Source organism: Prosthecobacter sp. (assembly GCF_044227185.1).
GTDB lineage: Bacteria > Verrucomicrobiota > Verrucomicrobiia > Verrucomicrobiales > Verrucomicrobiaceae > Prosthecobacter.
Window position 1 is genome coordinate 40099 of record NZ_JBGAFO010000011.1, and the last position, 22704, is coordinate 62802.

The 22704-nt window shown below is 60.0% G+C and carries 16 protein-coding genes and 1 CRISPR repeat array (1 of these 17 only partly in view); of the genes, 13 read left to right on the forward strand and 3 right to left on the reverse strand.

The features are described from left to right. The first annotated feature begins 42 nt into the window (after positions 1-42). From ACILSQ_RS23260 to ACILSQ_RS23275, 4 genes are all read left to right on the forward strand, one after another. Positions 43-774 carry an HpcH/HpaI aldolase/citrate lyase family protein gene (locus ACILSQ_RS23260; protein WP_395746067.1) on the forward strand — a complete coding sequence of 244 codons (732 nt, stop codon included), beginning with the start codon at positions 43-45 and terminating at the stop codon, positions 772-774. After that, positions 771-4475 carry a DUF1553 domain-containing protein gene (locus ACILSQ_RS23265; RefSeq protein WP_395746068.1) on the forward strand — a complete coding sequence of 1235 codons (3705 nt, stop codon included), beginning with the start codon at positions 771-773 and terminating at the stop codon, positions 4473-4475. Before ACILSQ_RS23260 ends, ACILSQ_RS23265 begins: the two co-directional genes overlap by 4 nt. Positions 4476-4488: 13 nt before the next feature. Further along, a complete protein-coding gene (locus ACILSQ_RS23270) occupies positions 4489-5766 on the forward strand; it encodes a DUF1501 domain-containing protein (RefSeq protein WP_395746069.1) in 1278 nt (425 codons plus the stop codon). Between the two features lie 168 nt (positions 5767-5934). Then, complete coding sequence (locus ACILSQ_RS23275; protein ID WP_395746070.1) at positions 5935-7491, forward strand: N,N-dimethylformamidase beta subunit family domain-containing protein; 1557 nt, start codon at positions 5935-5937, stop codon at positions 7489-7491. Positions 7492-8024: 533 nt separating this feature from the next. On the opposite strand, the gene ACILSQ_RS23280 is transcribed toward ACILSQ_RS23275, so the two are convergent. Beyond that, positions 8025-8372, reverse strand: coding sequence for a hypothetical protein (locus ACILSQ_RS23280; RefSeq protein WP_395746071.1), 348 nt, complete (start codon positions 8370-8372; stop codon positions 8025-8027). A gap of 71 nt (positions 8373-8443) precedes the next feature. Here ACILSQ_RS23280 and ACILSQ_RS23285 point away from each other — a divergent pair, with 71 nt between their 5' ends. Beyond that, a complete protein-coding gene (locus ACILSQ_RS23285; RefSeq protein WP_395746072.1) occupies positions 8444-8704 on the forward strand; it encodes a hypothetical protein in 261 nt (86 codons plus the stop codon). A gap of 82 nt (positions 8705-8786) precedes the next feature. Here the strand turns inward: ACILSQ_RS23285 and ACILSQ_RS23290 are convergent, their stop codons facing one another. Next, positions 8787-9821: a helix-turn-helix transcriptional regulator gene (locus ACILSQ_RS23290; protein WP_395746073.1), complete on the reverse strand. Its 1035-nt coding sequence runs from the start codon at positions 9819-9821 to the stop codon at positions 8787-8789. A 97-nt stretch (positions 9822-9918) separates the two neighbouring features. On the opposite strand from ACILSQ_RS23290, the gene ACILSQ_RS23295 reads away from it, so the two are divergent. Continuing rightward, positions 9919-10596, forward strand: coding sequence for a hypothetical protein (locus ACILSQ_RS23295; RefSeq protein ID WP_395746074.1), 678 nt, complete (start codon positions 9919-9921; stop codon positions 10594-10596). Positions 10597-10786: 190 nt separating this feature from the next. Here the strand turns inward: ACILSQ_RS23295 and ACILSQ_RS23300 are convergent, their stop codons facing one another. Then, complete coding sequence (locus ACILSQ_RS23300; protein ID WP_395746075.1) at positions 10787-11278, reverse strand: hypothetical protein; 492 nt, start codon at positions 11276-11278, stop codon at positions 10787-10789. Here ACILSQ_RS23300 and ACILSQ_RS23305 point away from each other — a divergent pair. The 7 genes from ACILSQ_RS23305 to cas2 all read left to right on the forward strand — a co-directional run bounded on the left by ACILSQ_RS23305 (position 11277) and on the right by cas2 (position 21319). Beyond that, positions 11277-11543: a hypothetical protein gene (locus ACILSQ_RS23305; RefSeq protein WP_395746076.1), complete on the forward strand. Its 267-nt coding sequence runs from the start codon at positions 11277-11279 to the stop codon at positions 11541-11543. The two genes, ACILSQ_RS23300 and ACILSQ_RS23305, sit on opposite strands and share 2 nt — an antisense overlap. 256 nt (positions 11544-11799) lie before the next feature. After that, entirely contained in the window at positions 11800-12984 is a 1185-nt protein-coding gene (cas7u, locus tag ACILSQ_RS23310) for a type I-U CRISPR-associated RAMP protein Csb1/Cas7u (RefSeq protein ID WP_395746077.1), read from the forward strand. A gap of 11 nt (positions 12985-12995) precedes the next feature. Further along, positions 12996-14675 (forward strand): type I-U CRISPR-associated protein Csb2, encoded by a 1680-nt coding sequence (gene csb2 / locus ACILSQ_RS23315; protein WP_395746078.1) that lies wholly within the window; start codon positions 12996-12998, stop codon positions 14673-14675. Continuing rightward, on the forward strand, positions 14672-17683 hold the full coding sequence (gene cas3u, locus ACILSQ_RS23320; protein ID WP_395746079.1) for a type I-U CRISPR-associated helicase/endonuclease Cas3: 3012 nt from the start codon (positions 14672-14674) through the stop codon (positions 17681-17683). Before csb2 ends, cas3u begins: the two co-directional genes overlap by 4 nt. A 122-nt stretch (positions 17684-17805) precedes the next feature. Beyond that, positions 17806-18606, forward strand: coding sequence for a hypothetical protein (locus ACILSQ_RS23325; protein ID WP_395746080.1), 801 nt, complete (start codon positions 17806-17808; stop codon positions 18604-18606). A 145-nt stretch (positions 18607-18751) separates the two neighbouring features. Then, on the forward strand, positions 18752-20977 hold the full coding sequence (gene cas1, locus ACILSQ_RS23330) for a CRISPR-associated endonuclease Cas1 (protein ID WP_395746081.1): 2226 nt from the start codon (positions 18752-18754) through the stop codon (positions 20975-20977). A 24-nt stretch (positions 20978-21001) separates the two neighbouring features. Next, positions 21002-21319 (forward strand): CRISPR-associated endonuclease Cas2, encoded by a 318-nt coding sequence (cas2, locus tag ACILSQ_RS23335; protein WP_395746082.1) that lies wholly within the window; start codon positions 21002-21004, stop codon positions 21317-21319. A gap of 217 nt (positions 21320-21536) precedes the next feature. Then, positions 21537-22704: a CRISPR direct-repeat array (repeat unit 36 nt; unit sequence CTCTCCGCACTCCAACGAGTGCGGCTCCGTTGAAGT) (it continues 7878 nt past the right edge of the window).

A 22704-nucleotide genomic window follows, 5' to 3' on the forward strand; every position in this document is an offset into this window, starting at 1 on the left:
CGCACCAGCATCCATTCTTCTTCAACATCTCCCCGATTCCTCATGCAAACTGAAGCACGCAGCTCTGACCTCCAGCTCGGCACCTGGCTGCAGACCGGCTCTCCCATCGTCGCCGAGCTCGCTGATTTGAGCGGCTTCGACTGGTTGCTCATCGACCTTGAGCATGGCTGCGGCACAGAGGCGGCGGTGCTTTCACAGATCCAGGTGATTCGCCATGCCGCTGCCATCGTCAGGGTCGGCGCACCGCATCCTGAACTCATCGCGCGTTCGCTGGACTGGGGGGCGGCTGGCATCATGGTGCCGATGGTGTCCACCGCAGAGAAGGCGGCCAGCTGTGTGCGTGCCATGCGTTATCCACCGCGTGGCGACCGCGGCTTGGCTGGCATGGTGAGAGCCTATGGCTACGGCCTCCATCGCGAAATGCCGCAGCCTGTTTTCTATGCGCAGATCGAGACCATCGAAGGCGTGGAAAACGCGCGGGCCATAGCCGCCGTAGATGGGGTGGATGTGCTCTTCATCGGGCCGATGGATTTGAAACTCCAGCTTCAGTCCTACCCAGAGCGCGTCCGTCTCGACTTTGCCGCGTGTCTGCGTGAGGTCGCGTCCGCAGCCCGGGAGGCTGGCAAGGCCTGTGGTCTGCTCTGCCGGCAGACGGATGATTTCTCCGAGCTGCAAGCACTCGGCTTCACCCACCTCGCCATCGAGACGGACATCACGCTCCTGCGTGAGAGCTACCGCAACGTCATTCAACCCCTTCGCGCAAAGAAAGCATGAATCTGAGAGCCCTGATGGTCTTATCCGCCCTGTGGCACGCCTCAGGCATGGGGCTGCACGCGAACGATGCCAGCCCCGTGCTGCAACTCGACTTTGGCCAAGAGGAGTCGGCTCCCTTGATCGCGGTGGGCGGGGTGGTGCGGGATCAGGCGGGGCCGCGTCCGCCGGATTTTCCGGACTTTGAGGCGGACAACACGGCCATTCAATTGCAGGGGAAAGGCTCGCGCTATGAGATCAAGGACACGGGAGCGCAGAGCCCGTTCGATTTCACGAACGGCGATGCCATCACACTGGAGACGTGGGTGAAGCTGGACAAGATCAGCCCCGGGCAGCCGGTTTATCTGATCGGCAAGGGGCGGACCAACTCGCCGCATTTCGCGCGCAACAATCAGAACTGGTCGCTGCGGGTCATCGGCGGCAGCGAGGGGCTGGCTCACCTGAGTTTTCTTTTTGCCAGCGCCCCTGCTCCAGGCGGTGGAAACACCTGGCATCTCTGGAACTCAGCGGCCTCCTTTCAGGTCAAAACGGGCTGGCATCATGTGGCGGTGGCCTACGAGTTTGGCAGGCCGGAAACCATGCGCGGATGGATCGACGGAGTGGTCACTGACGGAGTGTGGAGCGTGGACGGAGCCACCACGAAGGCACCCGTGGTGGATGATGACGATGTCTGGATCGGCTCATCGCTGGGCGGCAGCGCGGGGAACAGCCTTCAGGGCTTTCTGGATGATCTGGCCATCCATCGCCGCGCTCTGAGCGATGCGGAGATCGCGAAACACTGCCGTCGCACGGGCGGCCCGCTGGTGGTGCTGCCTGAGAAACCGGCGATGCCAAAGCTGGGGCCTGTTGCTGATGGAAAGGTGCTCGTGCAGTTCAGCGAGGGGCTCTCTGCCTTTAACCGCTGGCCCGCCAAGGCCGAGCTGCCTGCGGAGACGGACCGCTGGATGAGCGATGCGTTCCTGCTGCCGCGTGTACCGCTGCGCTACGATGACTGGGGCATCCGCTCAGAGTGGAAATCGCCGCTGCTGCTGCGCATGGCCGCAGATGTGGCGCTGCCAGAAGGATCGCGGCGGTTTCTGCTGCGTGCCCGTGCGCTGGCCCGGCTGTGGGTGGATGGCGTGATGATCGCCGAGACGAAACCAGCCGATGGGAGCACGCCCAACGGACACGATGACGTCACGCCGCTGGCGACTCCTCCGCTGCCTGGCCTGCGTGTGAAGGACTATCATCATCAGGAAGTGTTTGGAACGGCGCAGCTTCGCGGAGGCAAAAGTCGCATTGTTCTGGAAGTGGTGGTCGGTGGCAAAAACCAGCGCACTGAAACCGGCGAGCTGTGCGTGGCCATCGAGACCGAGGACGGCAAGTCATTTTCCATTCTCGGCGCTGGCAGCAAACCCGGTCTGCCATTGACCGATGCAGCCGTGGAGCCTGTGCTGGCGCAGATGGAGAAAGCCTTGTCTGATCTGGATGACACACATCGGCGGACTGCGGCACGCTCCCGCGATGCATTCTGGCAAAAGCGCCACGACCTCGCCCGCGAGTGGGTGGCGCAAAATCCCGCGCCTGCTCCACCCAAAGGCGGGCACCCCATTGATGCCTTCATCGAGGCAAAGATCGCCGCCGCCGTCGCATCAAACGCCGCAGCAACGGGTGACGCGGGCGCTTTTCAAAAAGACATCCTGCCCATCCTCCAGGAGAAGTGCTTCCGCTGCCACGGCGAGAAGGACAAAGGCGGGCTGAAGCTGACCTCGCGTGCAGCAGCCGTGCGCGGAGGCGATTCGGAGATTTCCTCGATCGTGCCGGGCAAACCGGAGGCCAGCGAGATGATCGTGCGCCTGCGCTCTGAGGACGATTCGCTCGTCATGCCACCGTCTGGCGAACCGCTGGGCAAGGCGCAGATCGAGAAGCTGGAGACGTGGATTCGCGATGGAGCTGTCTGGCCCGCCACGCCGGTCGCGCCCGAGAAGCTCACCAAGTCAGCGCTCGCCAGCGACGAGGCCTTTCTCCGCCGCCTCAGCCTCGATCTCATCGGCCTGCCGCCCACGGCTGCGGAAGCGCGTGCATTTCTCGCTGACTCCGCGCCTGACAAGCGTACGCGCCTGATCGAGCGCCTGCTCTCAGACGCACGCGGTGCGGAGCACCAGATGGCCGACTGGCTCGATGTTCTCGCGGAAAATCCGACGCTCATCAATGCCTCACTCAACAGCACCGGACCGTTTCGGTGGTTCCTGCTCGATGCCTTGCGCGATGGCAAAAGCCTCGACCGCATGGTCACGGAGCTGATGATGATGCGCGGCGATGTCGGGCGCGGCGGCAGCGCGGGATTCGCTCTCGCCGGGGAGAATGACGCACCCTTTGCCGCAAAGGGCCACATCATCGCCTCCGCGTTTCTGGGCGTCGAATTGCAGTGCGCGCGCTGCCACGATTCGCCCTACCACAGCACCACGCAGCGCGATCTTTATTCGCTCGCGGCGATGCTCTCGCGCAAGACGGTGACGGTCCCCGTCACGAGCCGTGTGCCCGCCGGTTTCTTCGAGAAGAAAGGCCGCGAGTCTCTCATCAAAGTCACGCTCAAGCCCGATGAACCTGTCACGCCCGAGTGGCCCTTTGCCGCCGCCACGGGCACGGCGGATGGCAGCCGCATCGACCGCCTGATGGACGATCCTAAGGACACGCGGGAGCGTTTTGCCGCGCTCGTCACCGCGCCGGAGAACCGGCGCTTTGCGCGTGTCTTTGTGAACCGCACATGGAAGCGGCTCATGGGCGCAGGCTTTGTCGAGCCTGCCCACGACTGGGAAGGCCGCGATGCCAGCCACCCTGAGCTGCTCGACTGGCTGGCCGCTGATTTTGTCGCCCACGATTATGATCTCCGGCATCTGCTGCGGCTCATGGTGACCTCTGCCGCCTATCAGCGCGAACCCACGACGAACAACCTCGTCGCGCTGTCTGCCAACGAGCGTTTTTTCAGCGCGCCGGGACGGCGGCGGCTCACGGCGGAAGAGGTCGTGGACTCTCTGCACACCGCCGCAGGAAAGGCCATCGACTCCGAGGAAATCACCTTCGTCCACGATGGGCGTCATGCGCTGGACCGCAGGCAGACGCTCGGCGTGCCGCATCGCGCGTGGATGTTCGCCAGTCTGAACAATGAACGCGACCGCCCGAGCTTGGCCCTGCCTCACGCGCAAACAACGGTGGACGTGCTGGAGGCCTTTGGCTGGAACGGCTCGCGGCAGATGCCCATCTTTGATCGTCCTACGGACCCAAATCTTCTCCAGCCTGGCATCCTCGCGAATGGCACGCTGGTGCAAGCGCTCTCCCGCGCCTCATGGCGCAGCGAGCTGGCCGATCTCGCGGTGCAGGCGAAGTCACCCGAAGCGCTCATCGAGGAAGTCTTCCTGCGCTTCCTCAGCCGCAAGCCGCGCACTGCGGAGCGCGATGCCTTCCTGCCCGCGCTGCGCGAGGGCTTCGCCACGCGGCTCGTCCCTGCCGCCGAGCAATCCACGCCCAAAGCCGCCGAACCGCTGCCACAGGTGACGTGGCTGAATCACGTGAGTCCCGAAGCCAACTCCATCCAGATCGAAGTCGAAAAGCGCGTCCGCCAAGGCCCGCCGCCTGACCCACGACTGCGCAGCACCTGGCGGGAGATTTACGAAGACCTCGTCTGGAGTCTGATCAATGACCGCGAGTTCGTGTGGAAACCTTGAGCTTACATTTTTGATGAACCGCCGACACTTCCTCAGCTCCACCGCCTCGCTCGCAGGCGCAGCCGCGTTTTCCCGCCCGCTCATCGCCGCACCGGCGCCACCGCTCATCCAGGGCAAAGCCGAGCACGTCATCTCCATCTGGCTCGGGGGTGGCATGGCGCAGACGGACACCTTTGATCCCAAACGGCGCGGCGATCCACTGGCGAAAAAGGCGGGCTCCTACTACGACTCCATCGACACGGCAGTGCGCGGCGTGCGTGTGTGCGAGCATCTGCACAGGCTCGCGCCGTTCATGGATCGCGTGACGGCGGTGCGCACCGTGCATCACGATGTCATTGATGAACACGCCGCAGCCACCAACCGCATGCACACCGGCCGTCCGATCAGCGGCACGATCAGCTACCCCTCCATCGGCTCGATCATCACCCACCAGCGCGGCCCCGCCTCAGACAAAGCGCCGCCGTATGTGCTCATCGGCTATCCGAACGTCACTCGTGGTCCCGGCTTCCTCGGCGCGCAGTCTGGCTATCTTTATCTCACGGACACCAGTCGCGGGCCGGCAGGCCTATCCCGCCCGCTTGATGTCAACGCCGCGCGTCAGCAGCGCCGGGGCCAGTTCCTCTCCGCGCTGCAAGCCAGCGCACCTCCGACCAGCGACCCGAGGCTGAAGAGCTACGATGCCGCCATCGAGCAAAGCCTGAGGTTCAGCGGCCCGGCGTTCAATCGCGTCTTCCAGCTCGATGAGGAGCCCGCTGCACTGCGCCAGAGCTACGGCGGTGAGTTTGGCCAGCGCTGCCTGCTCAGCCGCAGACTGGTCGAGCAGGGGGTGCGTTTCGTCGAAGTCTCGCACAACTTGAACTTCCTCAACGGCACCGGCTGGGACGCGCACAACCAAGGCATCTTGAAACAGCACGAGCTGATCAAGGAACTCGACGGCGCCGTCGCCGCGCTCATCACCGATCTCGAAAGCCGCAGGCTGCTCGACAAGACACTCATCGTCATCACCACCGAGTTCGGTCGTCCGCCCGAGTTTGACGGCGGTGGTGGCCGTGGTCATCAGGGCAGCGCCTTCAGCTGCGTGCTGGCCGGAGGCGGCCTGCGCCACTGCGGAGCCTGGGGTGATACCGACGACCTCGCCAAAAAGATCGTCAAGAATCCCGTCAGCGTGCCCGACTTCTTTGCCACCATCTGCGCCGCTGTCGGCGTGGATTACACCGCCAGCCTCCACGACGGCGACCGCCCCGTGCCGATCACCGATCAGGGCAGTCCGATTGCAGCACTGTTCGCTTAGCAGGCTGAATTAACACGCACAATTGCCCCCGCCGGGCACGTAGGTAGCACTCGCCATGTGTTCGGAGTTTCCAACCTCAACATGCATTCGCTACGCAGGACCGCAGACTTCCCGGCATGACTGCATGCAGATTAGACCGCGTAGACCGAGCGGCATGGCAATCACCTCATGACACCCGACAATCCAACCCCATCCGATTTCTCCCGCCGTGCCTTTTTGAAGACCTCCGCCACCAGCGCGCTTGGTGGTGGCCTGCTCGCTGGAGCCCCCGGGCCCGCGCGTGCTGCCCAGTCCGCGCGGAGCAATGTCATCGCCATGGAGAATGCCAAGGAAGGCACGCTCGACTGGCAGCTCTCCCGGGTGCGGCTGGACAAGTCGGATGGCTTTCGCTCGTCGTGGATCGAGGGCTATTGCTCGCGGCAAAGCGTGAAGGCGGGCGAGACGATCGACATCATGGTCTCGACAGCGCCTGCGGCGAAGTTCATGATCGAGATCTTCCGCACCGGTTACTACGGCGGCAAAGGGGCACGGCTGATGAAAGTGCTCGGGCCTTTCGATGGCAAGGCGCAGCCGATGCCAAAGCCTGGCGAAAAGGACCTCCACGAATGCCGGTGGGAGCCCACCACGACACTCGCCATTCCCGAGGACTGGGTCAGTGGAGTCTATCTGGGCCGGCTCACCACGCTGCCGGAGCAGCCTGACAAGCCCTACTGGCAGAGCTACGTCATCTTCATCGTGCGCGATGAGCGGCCTGCGGACATTCTGTTTCAGTGCTCGGACAACACCTGGCAGGCCTACAACCGCTGGCCCACTCATTACTCCGTCTACACGCATCCAAAGGGCAACCAGGGGCCGTGGGCGGATGTGAGCTTTGACCGGCCTTACGGGCGGCAGTCGCAGTACACCGGCATCGTCAATGACCCGCTCTCGGTCGGCTCTGGCGAGTTCACCTCCTTCGAGCAGCCGCTCTCCTACTGGCTGGAACAGCACGGCTACGATGTGAGCTATTGCTCCAACAGCGACATGCTCACACCAGATCGTGGACTGAAGTGCCGGACATTCATCAGCGTCGGCCACGATGAGTATTGGGACATCCGCCAGTTCCGCAGCGTCGAGAAGATGCGCGATGCGGGTGTGAATCTGATGTTCCTCTCCGGCAACGCCGTATGCTGGGTGACGCCTATGCGCGCGGGCTTCGATGGGCGTGAAAACCGCATCATGTTCCGCGGTGGCCCCTACGGCGGCAATCAGGACTATGTGAGGGACCGTGAGGAAAACAACGGCCCCTTCCCGGAGCATGGCCCCGACGAGGGCCTGCTGATGGGTGCACGCAACGGCCGCCCCATCAACGGCGGTGGCGACTGGATCGTGACCAATCCCGGCCACTGGATCTTCGAAGGCACGGGCATGAAAAAGGGCGACCGCATTCCCGGCCTCGTCGGCTGGGAGTATCACAACCTCGCCGCGACCGAGATCCCCGGCCTGGAGATCATTGCCGAGGGGCCTGTGTGGGTCGGCGGTGAAACGCTTTCCAATTACACCGCCACCGTTTACCCCGGACCGAAAGACAACTTCATCTTCAATGCCGCGACCATCTTCTGGTGCCAGGGACTCAGCCATCCGCCCGGCCACACCCTGCCGTGGTCCCACTGGTCCCGCCCATTTGGCCCCGATGAGCGCGTGCAGCAGATCACCCGGAACTTTTTGAACAAGGTCCTGGCATAAAAATCCGCAGCGTCTCCGCTTTTTTCTTCAGTCTTCCATCTTATAGCCCCTGCTGTCGCAAAACAGCTCATCGGCTCGGCACTGCGGACCTGACGCTGGACCAGCCCTTGGCGCTGCCGAGCAATAGGAGGATGCGCATTATTTTGTCTCACCACAGGCATCGCTTGTCGTCCCTCACTTGCTGTGACGAAGCACTGTCAGAACCGTCTTGGTGTTTGCAGGAAAGAGGTCCGTGATCTTGCAATCAAGGATTTTGGCTAGCATCATGACCTCTGCGTCGTTCACTCGTCGCAAACAGGCTTCGACTGGGCCTCCCGGGACAGAGTACGATCGGCGGACGGACACAGCCATTGGACCAAAAGATCTTTTCAGGCTGACTTGCAAACCATCACATAATCGGAATCGTATTGCGGCCAATGCCAATCTTTCGAGCCAATTCGGCCGCTGAAATGCGCTGCCTCACTCGTTCTTTTTTGAGGGCCAAAATGACGGAGCACTCTCGGGGATCAATCTGAGATGGGTGTTCCATCCGCTCAAACATCCCCCAGTTGACCCAACAGAGGGCGAATTCGCCGGAAGAATGGGCGGTGGACATGAGGAACCTGGCACGCGACAACAGCGATGAGACGGACACGGTGCTGCTCAAGCAAAAGTCTGCCGAGATGCTGCACAACGCCGGCTGGCGTGCGGCGCTTTCCGCGGGCTACCTGCAGGCCTTCGAGGTCATCGTCCACACCGCGCTGCTGCCCGATCTGCTGAACCTGTGTGATGAGCGCCGCCAGCAGGCCGTGCGGCATGCGGCATTTCTCACTCTGGAGAGGCTGGCGCTGAAGCAGCCCGCCCAGGTGCTGCCGATGCTGGGGCAGTTTGCCAGCAGGCATCAGCAGAGCGGCCTCATGATCTCCAACATGATCGCCCCGGCGACGTGCGGGATGCCGCGCAGCGCCGGGCCGTGGAATCTTATTTGCTCGATGACAAGCGAACCCCGGAGGAGCTGCGAGGGTTTGCGGGCGTCTTCCCCAATGCGAATGTGGCGGTGTCGGACAATCTGCTCACTCCTTCAGCCTCCCTCAAAGGAGACGAGCTTGCCGCGAAAGACCGGGCCGCGCTCGAGATTCTGGCCGGCTGGCTCAGCAATCCGGCCTTCTCCCGGAGTCATCCCATGCTGCTGCGAACGTATCAGCGCCTGCGCGGCTTTGTGGGGCCACCGTAACGCAAGGCATATCGCCTTTGGGATTGGTGCTCTGGTAAACAAGGCTGTTGCGGACCGCATGTTCGGAAACTGGCTGACTAACTCATCCACAGTCCTGCATCATTGCTTGCAGCTCCTCCTGCACGCGGGCCTTGAGCTCCGGCGGGCCCAGCACCTGGGCGCGGCTGCCCCAGCTCAGCACCCAGCGGGTGATCTCCTCCAGGCCGGCCAGATCTGCCTGAAACTCGATCACGCTGCCATCCGGCTCCAGTTTGCGAATTGCCTGCGTGGGGTGCCACTGGCGCTCAGCCACCACGCGGGCGGCGTAGCCTTCAAAGCGGATGTGCACCTCGTGCAGGGGCTTCTCTCCGCTGCCGTAGCTCCATACCCCAAAGCCGCCACCCAGGTGGTCCCGTGCGTTAAAGCCCGGGTCCCGGGTGAATCTTTCCTCCAGCACCTTGAGGTTCATGATGCGCTGCAGCGCAAAGGTGCGCACCGCACCGCGCATGGGATCATATCCCAGAAGATACCATCCGTGCTCGATCTGCCCCACATGGTAGGGGTGCACCGTGCGCTGCTCCGCGCCGGTGCCGGTCAGCTTGTGGTAGTCAAAGCAAACCTCCCGGCAGGCGCGTACTGCATCCAGCAGATCGCCAAAGAGCGTCACATCCGCCGCCAGCACCCCGGAGGCCTTCACGGAAAAGGCCGCGTCCAGCTCATGCCAGGCGATGGAGATCTGCCCTGGGCAGGCATCGGCAATTTTGCTGAAGCTTTCCGCCAGCATGCGCTCCATGAGTGTGCCCCGCAGTGGTTCCAGCGCGTGCCGCGCCAGGAAGAGCGCCACCAGGTCATTGCGGGAAAGATGCAGCATGGGGAAGTCATGCACCGGTGCCGTGTAGTGGTAGCCGTGCCGCACCGCGTCATACTCCAGTGGCAGCCCCATCTGATCTCGCATGAAACTGATGTCGCGCTGGATCGTCTTGGGCGTCAGCTCCGTCTCCCGGGCCAGCGTGGAGCAGTTCGGGTATTTGCCCAGCGAGATGATTTTGTGGATCTCGAGCATCCGCCAAAAGGCCGGGCGGCTGGCACCGGAGCGCATGGCGGGTGTCTTCTGGGTGGAGCGGGGAAGGGGAGGCATGAAGAAGAATATTTGGGAGCCTTAACGAATATTTTTGCAAATCTTTTCCCGGTACCCCTGCGGATGTCCCACCCCCTGTGGGAAGAATTCGCCGCTTATGAATTCCCATCTCACCGAAATCGCCTACATCCTCGACCGCTCCGGCTCCATGCAGTCCATGCAGGAGCCCGCCGTCGCCGCGTTCAATCACTTCATCAAAACCCAGCTCGACGTGCCCGGAGACGCGCGGCTCACGCTGGTGCTCTTTGATGACGCCTACGAGGTGCCCGTCTCCGCCATGCCCATCCAGGAGGTGCCGCAGCTCACCGCCGCCACCTTCGTGCCCCGTGGCAGCACAGCGCTGCTGGACGCCATTGGCCGCACCATCAAAGAAACCAGCCAGCGCATCGCCGCCCTCCCCGCCGCGCAAAAGCCCGGCAAGGTCATCGTCACCATCTTCACCGATGGCGAAGAAAACGCCTCCCAGGAATACACCGCCAAGCACATTGCCGACCTCATCCGCCTTTATCGCGATGAAAAAGGCTGGGAGTTCCTCTTCCTCGCCGCCAACCAAGACGCCATCGCCAGCGCCGCCGCCATGCAGATGGACGCCCACACCAGCAGCGGGGTGCCATTCACCGCCCAAGGCCTCAAATCCACCGGCGGCGCCATCTCCCGCAAAGTCCGCGCCATGCGCATGAAATCCAGCGGCACCATGGACGCCCAGGCCCTGGCGGACGACGCCATGCCCATGGAGCAGATCATGAAGGAGGAGGAGGGAAAGCAGGAGAAGTAACAGCAGCCGCAGACGTCCTTGATCGGCGAAAAAGGCCACCAAGTGTACCTCTGTGACTGGATAATACGAATTACTCAGTGTTTGTGAGAAAAAGAATGACTGGTTTAATAATTTACCATTAAATGAAGCGATGAGTTTAATATGCGCCATGCATCCAAACGGCCTCGTTAGCCGGGCCATGCGCTGGCTCTCAGGTTGGAAGGGCGATATTGCGGCGGTGAACGTCGAGATAGTAAATTCCCAGTCCCTCCAGAGCACTCAGCAGTCGTTGGACCCGCGGCCAGTCATCACCGTACGTGTCGCGCCATTTTTGCAGCGTCTCTTCCCACACTTCCTCGGAGAAATCCGGTGGCCAGTCGAGGCAGGCCTGGGCAAAATCCAGGATGTAAGGTGGCTGGACAAGGCCCAGCTCGATGGCCAGCCAGCGCTCATCATGCCGCAGCATCACTGGGATGTTGAAGCCCTCCAGGCTGAAAATGGGGCGCAACCGCTCGTAAACCGCCACCTCTGCGCGGTAAGCCTTGATGGAAGCATGAATTTTCAGCGCCCGCTGATGCAGCTTTCCCTTGTCTCTCACTCTCCATACCATACCCTGAGTGCCGTCTCCCAGAGAGCCCAGAATTTCGAGACCATGCAGCCATGCATAAGACTCGGCGTTCTGCAGCAGTTCCTCCTTTCTCATGCTTCCTCATTCCTCCAACGGATACTCGGCCCAGGTTCGCATGTCGCTCCTCGTGGGCGGGCATGCTGTGCGGGTGGGACAGATGGGGCCCGGCTTCCTGATTCTGGAAGAGCCGTTTTCATCCCAGGCGCGCCAGGGCATCGTCAGACTGACCGTGGACGGAGTCACCGAGGAAATCCCCGTGCTCCTGCCAAAAGGCATCCCGCCAGGAACCGACAGGATCGAGATCGCCGAAGCCGAGACCCGCGAACTGGCCGCCGCCTGAGTCAGGTCCGGGCCGTTCACGGCATCATGATAAAGGGGCCGCGCTCCCGGAGGAGCGCGGAACAAGCGCGTGCTCACCTGCACACTCTGCAGTTGATCATGCTTCAACGGAGGATCAATAAGGCGATTGCGCTTTAAAGCCTTCATGATTAAAAGAAGAGTATGATTGAAAAGAAAGAGAAGAATAACAAGCTAATCTTCAGAACTGATTCACTCAAACGCCAAATTCATTTTTGACCACCCAACCAACAGCGACCATGACACTCAAAGAACTCACCAATGCCATTAGCAGCTCCGCCGCCGCTTTCCGCTGCCGCACTCGTCTTCAGCCTGCGGGCGGCGTGGGCGATAAAGTGTTTCCTCCCACTTATTCCGGCGCTCGTTATGCCAAGGAGGAACGCCAGATCTTCGATGGAAGAGGTGAAAATCCGCAAACCAAGACCTGTGTGGTTTTGGACTCGGTGCAGGCGCAGGCCAATCGCATGGAAGATGCGCTGCAGGCTGCTCTCGACAGCAACAAAGTCAAAGTGCCCGTGCTAAGCGTGGACTTTAGCGGATTGGGGTTGTTGGATGAAGTAAGACGTGTGACCAGCCTCGAGGCTCCTCACCGGGTGGCGGATGCAATCCTTCGTGACAGTCTTTACGAAGGGCAGCCATTCCGAAAAAGTGATCTCGGCAAACAACTCGATGCCGCCAGCCTGCAGAACGCCACGCCGCTCTACCAACTCTGCCCCACAGCGCTTGTTCTTGGAATTTGGGATTCTACCGGGCCAAAGGGTGGACTGGGAGCCAAGTTTCAGCGGGCTCTGGTGTCTGAGATCATCGGAGTGAATGCCCAGATCGGCATAAAGACCAGCAGCCGCATTGATCCGCTGGGAATGCGTGCGGCCGCCAAGGTCGTTAAGAAGGATGGCACTTATGAGCTTGCCGCCACGGAAAAGACCCCTGGGGCAGTGTCGCCATCTGAGGTCAATCACGGCAACATCACACCAGACATCACCGAGGGCGGTGCAACTATCGACTACGCCGAGCAAACCATTGTGCTCTCGCTTCCGGCGCTGCGCAGGCTTCGCTTCCCTGTCAATGGCAAGGCCACTCTTGAACGTGACAATGCAGCTCGCACAGTGCTGGTGGCGCTTGCTCTGACCGCTGCGGCTCTAGCTGCTGAAAGCGGGTTTGATCTGCGCTCCCGCTGCCTGCTCTGGCCCACCGGACCGCTGATGTGGGAACTCCTAGCTGTCCCGGGACAGACACCGGAGAAATACACCCTCACTTCAGAGGTGGCGATTTCGCTTTTAAATGATGCTGTTGCTGCCGCTGAAAAGGAGGGGCTCAAATGGCACAGCGATCCCATCACATTGAAGCCCGCGCCCAATTTGGTTGCGCTGCTCAAACGATCCCAAGAAATTTCCGCCACCGCTCCAGAAACCGGCGGTAACTAATCTCATCTCCTATGTTTGCCCTTGGCATTGAGTTCCTCACCGGCACGGCGGTGATGACCTCTGTAGACAGCCGTGAAACAGCGGAGTGGCCACCTCATCCCGCGCGTGTTTTTATGGCGCTTGTCGCGGCGTACCATGAAACACGCCCCTTGCCTGAAGACGGCCCGGAAGCTCTTGCCGTGTGGACGGAGGAACGTCTATGCCTGGAATGGCTTGAGCAGCAGCCTCCTCCAGCCATGCATTGCGCCCAGGTGCCAAAGGAGCAGCGTCGCTCTGTAGTGAAGTTTTATGTTCCTGTGAATGACACCGCGCTCACAGCAAAACCCGCCAGTGTGAAGGCTGTCGAAATGCGCAGCGCTTTGGGGATTATGCCCGCCTTTAGAAGCAGGCAGGAGCGCACCTTTCCAGCCATCAGTCTTGGGATTGGGCAGCAACGCAACCAAGTGCACCTTATCTGGCATGATGTGCATTTGCCCGCCGATCTTGAGCCTGCCTTTCATCGGCTTGTGGCCAAGGTTGTTCGCGTTGGTCACTCATCTTCACTGACCATGATCTGGGTCGCTGAAGAATCATCTGTCCCTCAGGCCAACCTCTTGCCGGACTCATCTTTCAAATTATCTCGCAGTGGAATCAAGCTTCGCAGCATTGCCCCCGGCTTTTTGGCCGACCTCGACAAGCGCTTCAATGCCGATGAGATAGATACGTTCTTTGAATTGAGCGGAAAAATTGAAGCGGCCACTGGTGCGGCGAAGAAGAAGGCCAAAGACGCCTTCAAAGAACGCTTTGGTGAAGACTGGAGGGCTTCCCTTCAGCCCCCCCTACGTCGTCGCCCTTTTGTGGGTGCCAGTCATGCCTACTCCGAAATGCAAAACGCAGAGGTGCCATCCATTCCCACTATTTTCGATCCTGACATCTTCGTGCTCACAAAGCTAGATGGGCCTGTGCTAGGCCTGGAGTCCACCAACCTATTGGTTGAGTCGCTTCGAGGCGCTCTACTGAAAGGCAGTGAAGATGCTCCCTCTTGGTTCACTGGTCACCGTGCCTTGAACGAGCCTGCCGATTCGCCGCACCTGGCATTGTTTCCCCTGGCATTTGTGGGCAATGAACATGCGGATGGACACATCTTAGGCCTTGGCCTGGCATTTCCGCGCTCAATTCCGGCGGAAGAACGCGGGAAGCAATTGCAGCGCGTGCTTTTCACGGTCACAGGCGAAGATCGCGAGCTTGTTTTAAATTTCGGCAGACAAGGCACCTGGTCTTTACAGCGTGAAGACCGCAGCGCCCGCCCTTTAGCTTTGCGTCCAGAAACATGGACGGAAGCTTCGTCCGTATGGGCAAGTGTCACGCCTGTCGTTCTGGACCGCCATCCAAAGCATGATCCAACCGATGTCGAAGAACGCTCTGCCTGGCGGCAGGAAGTGGCGGCATCCATCAGTGCCAGTTGCGAGCGCATTGGGCTGCCTAAGCCCCGAGCCGTGGACATCGATAAGACATCCTGGCATCGCGGTGCACCGCGCTCGCGACCCGGTCCCAATGGCATGCCTTGGCTTCCCAGCAAAACGGGCGGCTCTCGCCAGCAGGTGCATGTGCTTATCGAGTTTGACTGTGAAGTCGAAGGTCCAGTGCTGATTGGTGCAGGACGGTATCGTGGTTACGGCCTTTGCAAACCCCTCGGCCATTCACCCAAATGAGTGTTCTTCCTGTTCTTTCGCCTGAAATGTTTGGTGTTTTTTTCAAAGCCCTCTGGGGTTTTGATCCCTTTCCCTGGCAGCAAGACTTCGCCAACTGTCTCTGCGCTGGGAAAGCCCCTGACTATGTCACAGTGCCGACAGGCAGCGGGAAAACTGCCTGCCTGGATGCTGCCGTGTTTGCTTTGGCCGTTCAGTCTGCGCAACCGTTCGCTAAGCGTACGGTAGGCCGTCGCATCTTCTTCATCGTTAACCGACGAATCATCGTAGATGAAGCCTATGACAGAGCTCAAAAGCTTGCCTTAAAACTTGAAGCCTCCCACAAGGAAGGAAGTGATCCATCTGGGATCATTGCAAAGGTGGCGGTGTGCCTAAGGTACCTTGCTGGAGAGCAGAGCGGCGGTGGGCAGGTTGAAGCGCCACTGCTTTGTGTTCAGTTGAGGGGTGGAATTTTTCGTGACCGTGCTTGGGCGAAGTCCATCATCCAACCCATGATCCTCTGCAGTACGGTCGATCAAGCGGGGTCACGCCTGCTCTTCCGAGGATATGGGGTGAGCAACGAAGCCAGGCCCATTCATGCCGCGCTCGTGTCACAAGACAGCCTGCTGCTTATTGACGAAGCGCATATCAGTCAGCCTTTTTTACAAACCCTTGACTGGGTGAAACTCTATCGAGTGTGCCAACCGAATGGGACGGAGCCCGTCTCACTGCCGTTTGGTATCGTGCGGATGACGGCAACTCCCCCAAAGAATGAGAAAGCCACCATGCTCGAACTCAGCGATAAGGATCGAGCTCATCCGGTTCTCAAGCAAAGATTGGTGGCATCAAAGCCTGTTCGCCTTGTGCTGGCAGCTAAAGCCAAAGGGAAAGCGGCCATCGAAGAACTGGTAAAAGTGCTCGAAACGGAAGCCAGCAGGATAATCGCACAGAATCCGCAGGCCCGCTCTGTTGCTGTCATGGTCAACCGTGTGCGAACCGCGCGCGACCTTGCCAAGCTGTTGATAAAAAAGCACAGCGCGGCCAACGTCACCTTACTTATCGGTAGAATGCGTCCGCTTGATCGAGATGAAGTCACCGGGGAACTTCAATCTTATTTAAAGACAGGCGGCGAACGAAAAACAGACAGCCAGCTCCAAATCGTCGTCTCCACGCAATGCCTGGAAGTCGGAGCAGATTTCGACTTCGATGTTCTCATTAGCGAGTGCGCAAGCCTGGACGCCCTGCGTCAGCGCTTCGGCCGGCTCAATCGTGGAGGCAGGCCCATCTCAGCACAAGGCGTTATCGTCTTGCCAGAAGAGAGAAATATTGAGGAAAACAAGCTCAACGACGACAAGCTCGACGATCCTATCTACGGAAATGCCATTCCGCGAACATGGCGCTGGCTCAAAGATCAAGCCGTCAATGACACGGTGGACTTTGGACTCAACTCAATGACCATGGCTGTAAATGCTGCTCGAGAGGCAAATGATGAGGCGTTCAGCCACCTCCTGATGCCTCGTGCGAGCGCCCCGGTTCTGCTGCCAGCTTACCTTGACTGCTGGGTCCAGACCAATCCATCACCGGCAGCTGATCCAGAAATCTCTCTATTTCTTCATGGTCCCCAACGGGATATGGCAGAGGTGCAAGTCTGCTGGCGTGCGGATCTCCCTGAGGATGCGGGGCAATGGCCCGAGATTCTCGCGCTTTGCCCGCCCACAAATCTGGAGTGCTTGCCGGTGCCGCTGCACTTCATGCGCCAATGGTTGGAAAAAGGTGACAACAGTGAAGACATTACAGGTGACGCGCCTGCTGCAACGGAGGAAGAAGAGGCCGATTACCGGAAAAAAGACAGATCTTTGAAGAAGACTGGACTCATCTGGAAAGGTGAGGAAAGCGCCATCATTCAGTCAGCGGCGACCCTCCGTCCCGGGCAAACGATTGTTCTTCGTGCTCAGGACGGCGGCTGGGAAACTCTAGGCCATTTACCTGTCAAGGATAGCACTGATCCAAAATGCATTGACCTTGGTGATGAAGGTCAAGCCAAGCTCAAACGGCGAGCCATTGTGCGTTTGCATCCAAACATTTTTTGGCCAGATGGCGACACATATGCTGGCCAGCTAAAAGGTTGGGTCACAAATGCAGAGTTTGACTGGAATTCCCCGGAGGTAAGGACCGTCCTAAAATCAGTCGCTGAATGCAACACTGATAAAGCCTCACTCAAGGAAAGGCTCTGCTTTATCGCTCAAACCAAACGATTTGATGTCGAACCATACCCCGACAGGTCAGGAGTTGTGCTCACCGCTCGTGCGCTGCTTCCTCCGATAACGGGCACCGCAGATGAACCAAATGACGACGGTCCTGGCGATCCCTTGTTGTTACGCCCTCATAAGCAAACCTTGGAAGCGCATACGAGCCAGGTTGGCAAACTTGCTGTTAAATACGCTGCCGCCTTGGGGTTGATGAACTATAATGAGGCTATCGCGTGTGCTGCAAAGCTGCATGACATTGGCAAAGCGGATCCACGATTCCAAGCCTTGCTGCTTCAAAGTAGCGTAAGCGCGGCTTTTTCGCAGCCAGTACTATGGGCCAAGTCCGACAATATCCCAAGTTCGACCGCCGCCTATGAAAAGGCGCGTGAACGGGCCACACTGCCGAAGTTCTTTCGCCACGAAATGCTTTCCGTTCATTTGGCCGACCTGCCGGAAGCCAGGTCGAAACTGCCCTTGGACGTCCTAAGTGCAGCTCTCGTCCTGCACCTTATAGCCAGCCATCACGGCCATGGCCGACCTTTCGCGCCTGTGGTGGTCGATGAAGAGCCACCATCTATCGAATTCAACGTAGACGAATTGAAACTGATTCTGAGCTCCGAAGCACGCAAAAAGGCTCCTGCACACTCCATTGACTCTGGCATTGCAGAACGTTTCTGGCTACTCACCCGGCATCACGGCTGGTGGGGGCTTGCAATGCTTGAAGCTGTTCTACGCCTCGCCGATCAAACAGCCAGCGCCAAACCCGAAACGCCAACAGTCTGATGAACTCTATCAAGACCGAATACACTTTCACTGCCTTGGATGGAAGCAGTCTGCTTGGATTCATGGCCGCCATAGGCGCCTTTCACACCCTAGCGAGAACGGACTCACTCGCATCGAGTCGCATGAAATGGATTCCGAATGGGGGCACATATTACCCAGTTATCGAACTTCCTGCAGACTTCGACCAAGAAACCTTGTTGACCACACTCCACGAATCTCTGGTTTCAGTCGCTGGGCACCGAACCATCACTTTTGACAAAGACCTCAAAGTCAGTCAGCAAACCTTCAAGTGCCTCTCAATGGAGATGGTGAACAATTACGTGGAAGGAAGCGATGCATTTGGTTGTTCCATGGTGGCGGCATTTGGCTGTGACGCCGTCCTCAACGAGGAAGGACAGATCGAAGACACTGCCTTTCGCACAATGAGCGGAGCAGGGCATCAACATTTCTTGGAGTTCATGAATGAACTTGCAAAGCAAACCAATTTGGAACACCTCAGAGAAGCGCTCTTTGGGCCCTGGCGTTACCGCGATCCCAGTCCCATCATGCGTTGGGACGATGCGGATGATCGTCGCTATGCACTTCGCTGGGACGAGCCTTCGAAAGATCCTGTTCGAACAGTCCGGGGAGCGAATCGCCTAGCTGTCGCCGCATTGCCATTGTTTCCCACCGTGCCGATTAAAGATGGCCTTGCAACTACCTCCTTTAAAGGAAGCAAGAGCAACGACACTTTCATAACTTGGCCTCTTTGGAGTGGCTGGCTAACTCTTGACGTCGTCAGGTCAGTATTGGCCATTCCTGGCCTGCTCGCCAATAATCCAGATGCGATCGAATTCTCAGCACGTGGTATCACGGCCATGTTCCGCAGCCAACGCATCACACTTGGTAAATACAGGAATTTCACACCTGCGAAGAGTCTTTAATTCACTCACCTTCCAAGATCTGACAGGGCGGATCTCGGTGTGCGACGTAACTTATATTTACGAATCATGCTTATGTGTTAGAATGAGGGCCTTTCTGATTCACTTTTTACAAAGCCGCGCGGGTTGACTGTTGCGGGCCACTTTTATGAATCTGCCCGCCTACCGTACTGCACGTGCTCTCTACCCGCATCGTCCGGAGATGTGGGAGCCGGAGTATCTCTATGAGCCTCTGCCTGACCCGCTAGACCACCCGGAGCTGGATCTCTGGGGCATCGGGCGGTTGCGGCGGGAGAATGAGGCGGCGGATGTGCTGATGCCTGGTCGGGCGCGCTTGGCTGAGCCGGGGCCGGAGGCTGAAAGCGCGAGCACGACAGCGGAGGAGCCGATGCGGGCGCGCATGCTCAATGAGTTTGTCTATTGCCCGCGCCTTTTTTATTACGAGCAGGTGGAGGGCGTGTTTGTCAGCAATGCGGACACGGAGCGTGGCTCGGCAATTCACGAGAAGGTGGACCGGGGCAGGGGAGCGCTGCCACGGGCGGCCAAGAAGAAAAAGGCCGAAGCCGAAGAGGTTGCCCCCGACGCTGATGCTGCCACGCAGGCGGTTGTGACGACGGAGGGTGGGGAGCCGGATCTCTCCGACCTGAAAATGCATGAGCCGGAGCAGGAGGCGCCGAGCGCGGAGGAGACGATCCACTCGCGCTCCGTGATGCTGAGCTCCACGCGCCTGGGCGTGGTGGCGAAGATGGACCTGATCGAGGTGAAGATGGCGGTGCGCGGTGCGGATGATCTCTTCAGCACGGCAGGAGGTCGCGCACTAGCGGAGGTGCAGAGAGTGACGCCGGTGGATTACAAAGCAGGTGCGCCCAAGCAGGGCGTGGAGACGAACGAGTTGTGGGATGCGGACAAGATGCAGCTGGGCCTGCAGATTCTGGTGCTGCGCGACAATGGCTACGCCTGCGAGGAGGGTGTGATCTATTACCGCGCCACACGGCAGCGCGTGCCGCTGCGCATGACGCCACAGATCGAGTCGTGGATCATCACCAAGATCGCCGAGGCGCGCGTGGTGGCGGCCTCGCCAGAGATCCCGCCGCCGCTGGTGAACAGTCCCAAGTGCGTGCGCTGCTCCCTCGCCCCCGTTTGCCTGCCGGATGAGACGCGCCTGCTCTCCACCGAGCGCGGGGGCGCTGGTGGGGGCGCTTTGGGGGTGAAGCCTGCTGCCGTGATGCCTGCACGCGCGCCTGCGGCTGCCTCTTCCCCTGCGGCTGCGCCACCGCGACGGCTCATCGCGGCGCGTGACGATGAGCGTGCGCTGTACCTGAACACGCAAGGCTGCCGCATTGGCATCAAGTCCGAGCGGTTGATCGTGAAAGATGGCGACAGCGTGCTGGACGAGGTGAGGCTGAACGACGTGACGCATGTGGCGCTCTTTGGCAACATCCAGCTCAGCACCCAGGCCGTGCAGGAGCTGTGCGAGCAAGAGATCCCCGTGGCGTACTTCAGCATGGGCGGGTGGTTTTACGGCCTCACGCGCGGGCATGGCCTGAAAAACGTACACACGCGCATCCAGCAGTTTGCGGCGGCGGCCAATCCGCTGCAATGCCTGGCCATCGCGCAAAAGATGGTGCAGGCGAAGATACGCAATCACCGCACGATGCTGATGCGCCTGCACTCCCAGCCGCCTGCGGCCGCCGTGGTGGGGCTGCGGGAGATCTCCGGGCGGGTGCCGAATGCGCGCGGGCTGGACGAGCTGCTGGGCATGGAGGGCGCTGCCGCCGCGCTCTACTTCCAGCACTTTGCCGGCATGATCAAAGTAGGCGAGGACGATCTGGATGACGAGATCCCCGGACTGGAGATCACGGGCCGGGCGCAGGAGCGGCGCAAGGCGGAGACGGAGGCCTTCACCTTTGATTTCACTCAACGCCGCCGCCGGCCGCCCACTGACCCGGTGAACGCGCTGCTGTCGCTTGCTTACAGCCTGCTGGCCAAGGATTGCACCATCGCCGCGCTGGCGGTGGGTTTTGACCCCTACGTGGGTTTTTACCACCAACCGCGCCACGGTCGCCCCGCGCTGGCGCTGGACCTGATGGAGGAGTTTCGCCCGCTGGTGGCGGAAAGCGCGGTGCTCACGGCGATCAACAATCGCATGGTCACGGCAGTGCACTTTGTGCGCGCCGGAGAGGCGGTGAACCTCACGCAGCAGGGACGGCGTGCCTTTTTTCACGCCTATGAGCAGCGGATGAACACGCTGATCACCCACCCCGTCTTTGATTACAAGGTGAGCTATCGCCGCGTGCTGGAGCTGCAGGCGCGGCTGATGGCCCGCCACCTGACCGGGGAGATCCCCGACTACGTGCCGATGGTGACGCGCTGACGAACCCCACGCCTCCCACTTCCGATGTCTGACCGCAACGTGATCGTAAGCGCCCGCCACACCTACCTGGTGTGCTACGACATTGCCAATGACCGGCGACTTAAGAAAGTCTTCAAGGTGTGCAAAAACCACGGCACCCACCTGCAGTTCTCCGTTTTCGAGTGTGACCTAAACCCGCGTGAACTGGTGCAACTGCAGCGCGAGCTGAAGACGTTGATCAAGCACGATGAGGACCAGGTGCTGTTTGTCTCGCTCGGGCCGGCGGAGGGCAGGGGAGACCGCGTGATTTCATCCTTGGGATTGCCGTATTCCAAGTTTGATGCGCCGTGCTACGTGGTGTAGAACACTCCGCGTCCGTTTTTGATCTTTTACATTTTCCAAAATTTAGACCGCGAGCGGTTCGGTGCCGCGTCTGGGGTGCTCAGGCGCTCGCGTGTTGAAAACCAATGCCTTCGCACGCATCCCCTCCATGCCGCCCCTGCCTCCCCTAGTCATCTCCGCTCCACCGCTCGCCAAGTGCAGCTGGAGTGATTGAATTTGCGGGGGGCCAGAGGCGACACTCTCCGCACTCCAACGAGTGCGGCTCCGTTGAAGTTGAAACACCGCCAAGATTGCTGACAGCCTTTGTGCCCTCTCCGCACTCCAACGAGTGCGGCTCCGTTGAAGTTGGTCAGCGCCGGGGCGGTCAGCGTCGCTCCCTCCTGGACCTCTCCGCACTCCAACGAGTGCGGCTCCGTTGAAGTTGGACTTCGGCGAGGGTGTAGTCGGTGCCGTTGGCTGCTCTCCGCACTCCAACGAGTGCGGCTCCGTTGAAGTGGGGCTCATGACCTCGCGGGCATCCTCGCAGGTGCCGACTCTCCGCACTCCAACGAGTGCGGCTCCGTTGAAGTAACGCCTTCACCAATGCTCGATATGAGCGCGACGTGGCGGCTCTCCGCACTCCAACGAGTGCGGCTCCGTTGAAGTAAAATCGGGCGGAAGAAAGAGGTTCATCTTTTCCTACTCTCTCCGCACTCCAACGAGTGCGGCTCCGTTGAAGTACGCCAGCGTCCGCTTCTGGGCTCAGGACAGCGTCGAGTTCTCTCCGCACTCCAACGAGTGCGGCTCCGTTGAAGTCGCGCCCGCCGCCCGCCGCATCTCCCCGGTAAACCGTGCTCTCCGCACTCCAACGAGTGCGGCTCCGTTGAAGTCAGGAGGTCGTGGACCAGTGGCGCGAGGCCAATCCTGACTCTCCGCACTCCAACGAGTGCGGCTCCGTTGAAGTAAATAAAACGTGGTCCACTCCGGGGAGGCGGCCAAGGAACTCTCCGCACTCCAACGAGTGCGGCTCCGTTGAAGTACCGTTCAGCGTCACTTGCTGCCCCGGAAATATGCGCCTCTCCGCACTCCAACGAGTGCGGCTCCGTTGAAGTTCGTGATGTCGCCGATTATGGCCGTTGTCATTTGGTGCTCTCCGCACTCCAACGAGTGCGGCTCCGTTGAAGTCCTCTGCATCGCATCAGCGGCATTTTCTCAAGTGGCTCTCCGCACTCCAACGAGTGCGGCTCCGTTGAAGTTTGTAAATAGCAGTGAAGCCAGTAAATAAAATACCAACTCTCCGCACTCCAACGAGTGCGGCTCCGTTGAAGTAGAGCTGGAGCCTGCGGGGGAAGTCCTGGCCGCTGGCTCTCCGCACTCCAACGAGTGCGGCTCCGTTGAAGTTTCGCGAGCTGTCCCAGGTAGGAGCG

Coding starts and splice junctions, on each gene's coding strand:
- ACILSQ_RS23325 (WP_395746080.1), top strand. CDS start 17,806: ATGAAATGGATTCCGAATGGGGGCACATATTACCCAGTTATCGAACTT.
- cas1 (WP_395746081.1), top strand. CDS start 18,752: ATGAATCTGCCCGCCTACCGTACTGCACGTGCTCTCTACCCGCATCGT.
- ACILSQ_RS23290 (WP_395746073.1), bottom strand. CDS start 9,821: ATGCCTCCCCTTCCCCGCTCCACCCAGAAGACACCCGCCATGCGCTCC.
- cas3u (WP_395746079.1), top strand. CDS start 14,672: ATGAGTGTTCTTCCTGTTCTTTCGCCTGAAATGTTTGGTGTTTTTTTC.
- ACILSQ_RS23260 (WP_395746067.1), top strand. CDS start 43: ATGCAAACTGAAGCACGCAGCTCTGACCTCCAGCTCGGCACCTGGCTG.
- ACILSQ_RS23295 (WP_395746074.1), top strand. CDS start 9,919: ATGAATTCCCATCTCACCGAAATCGCCTACATCCTCGACCGCTCCGGC.
- ACILSQ_RS23265 (WP_395746068.1), top strand. CDS start 771: ATGAATCTGAGAGCCCTGATGGTCTTATCCGCCCTGTGGCACGCCTCA.
- ACILSQ_RS23280 (WP_395746071.1), bottom strand. CDS start 8,372: ATGCCTGCTGGCAAACTGCCCCAGCATCGGCAGCACCTGGGCGGGCTG.
- cas7u (WP_395746077.1), top strand. CDS start 11,800: ATGACACTCAAAGAACTCACCAATGCCATTAGCAGCTCCGCCGCCGCT.
- ACILSQ_RS23300 (WP_395746075.1), bottom strand. CDS start 11,278: ATGAGAAAGGAGGAACTGCTGCAGAACGCCGAGTCTTATGCATGGCTG.
- ACILSQ_RS23305 (WP_395746076.1), top strand. CDS start 11,277: ATGCTTCCTCATTCCTCCAACGGATACTCGGCCCAGGTTCGCATGTCG.
- ACILSQ_RS23275 (WP_395746070.1), top strand. CDS start 5,935: ATGACACCCGACAATCCAACCCCATCCGATTTCTCCCGCCGTGCCTTT.
- cas2 (WP_395746082.1), top strand. CDS start 21,002: ATGTCTGACCGCAACGTGATCGTAAGCGCCCGCCACACCTACCTGGTG.
- csb2 (WP_395746078.1), top strand. CDS start 12,996: ATGTTTGCCCTTGGCATTGAGTTCCTCACCGGCACGGCGGTGATGACC.
- ACILSQ_RS23270 (WP_395746069.1), top strand. CDS start 4,489: ATGAACCGCCGACACTTCCTCAGCTCCACCGCCTCGCTCGCAGGCGCA.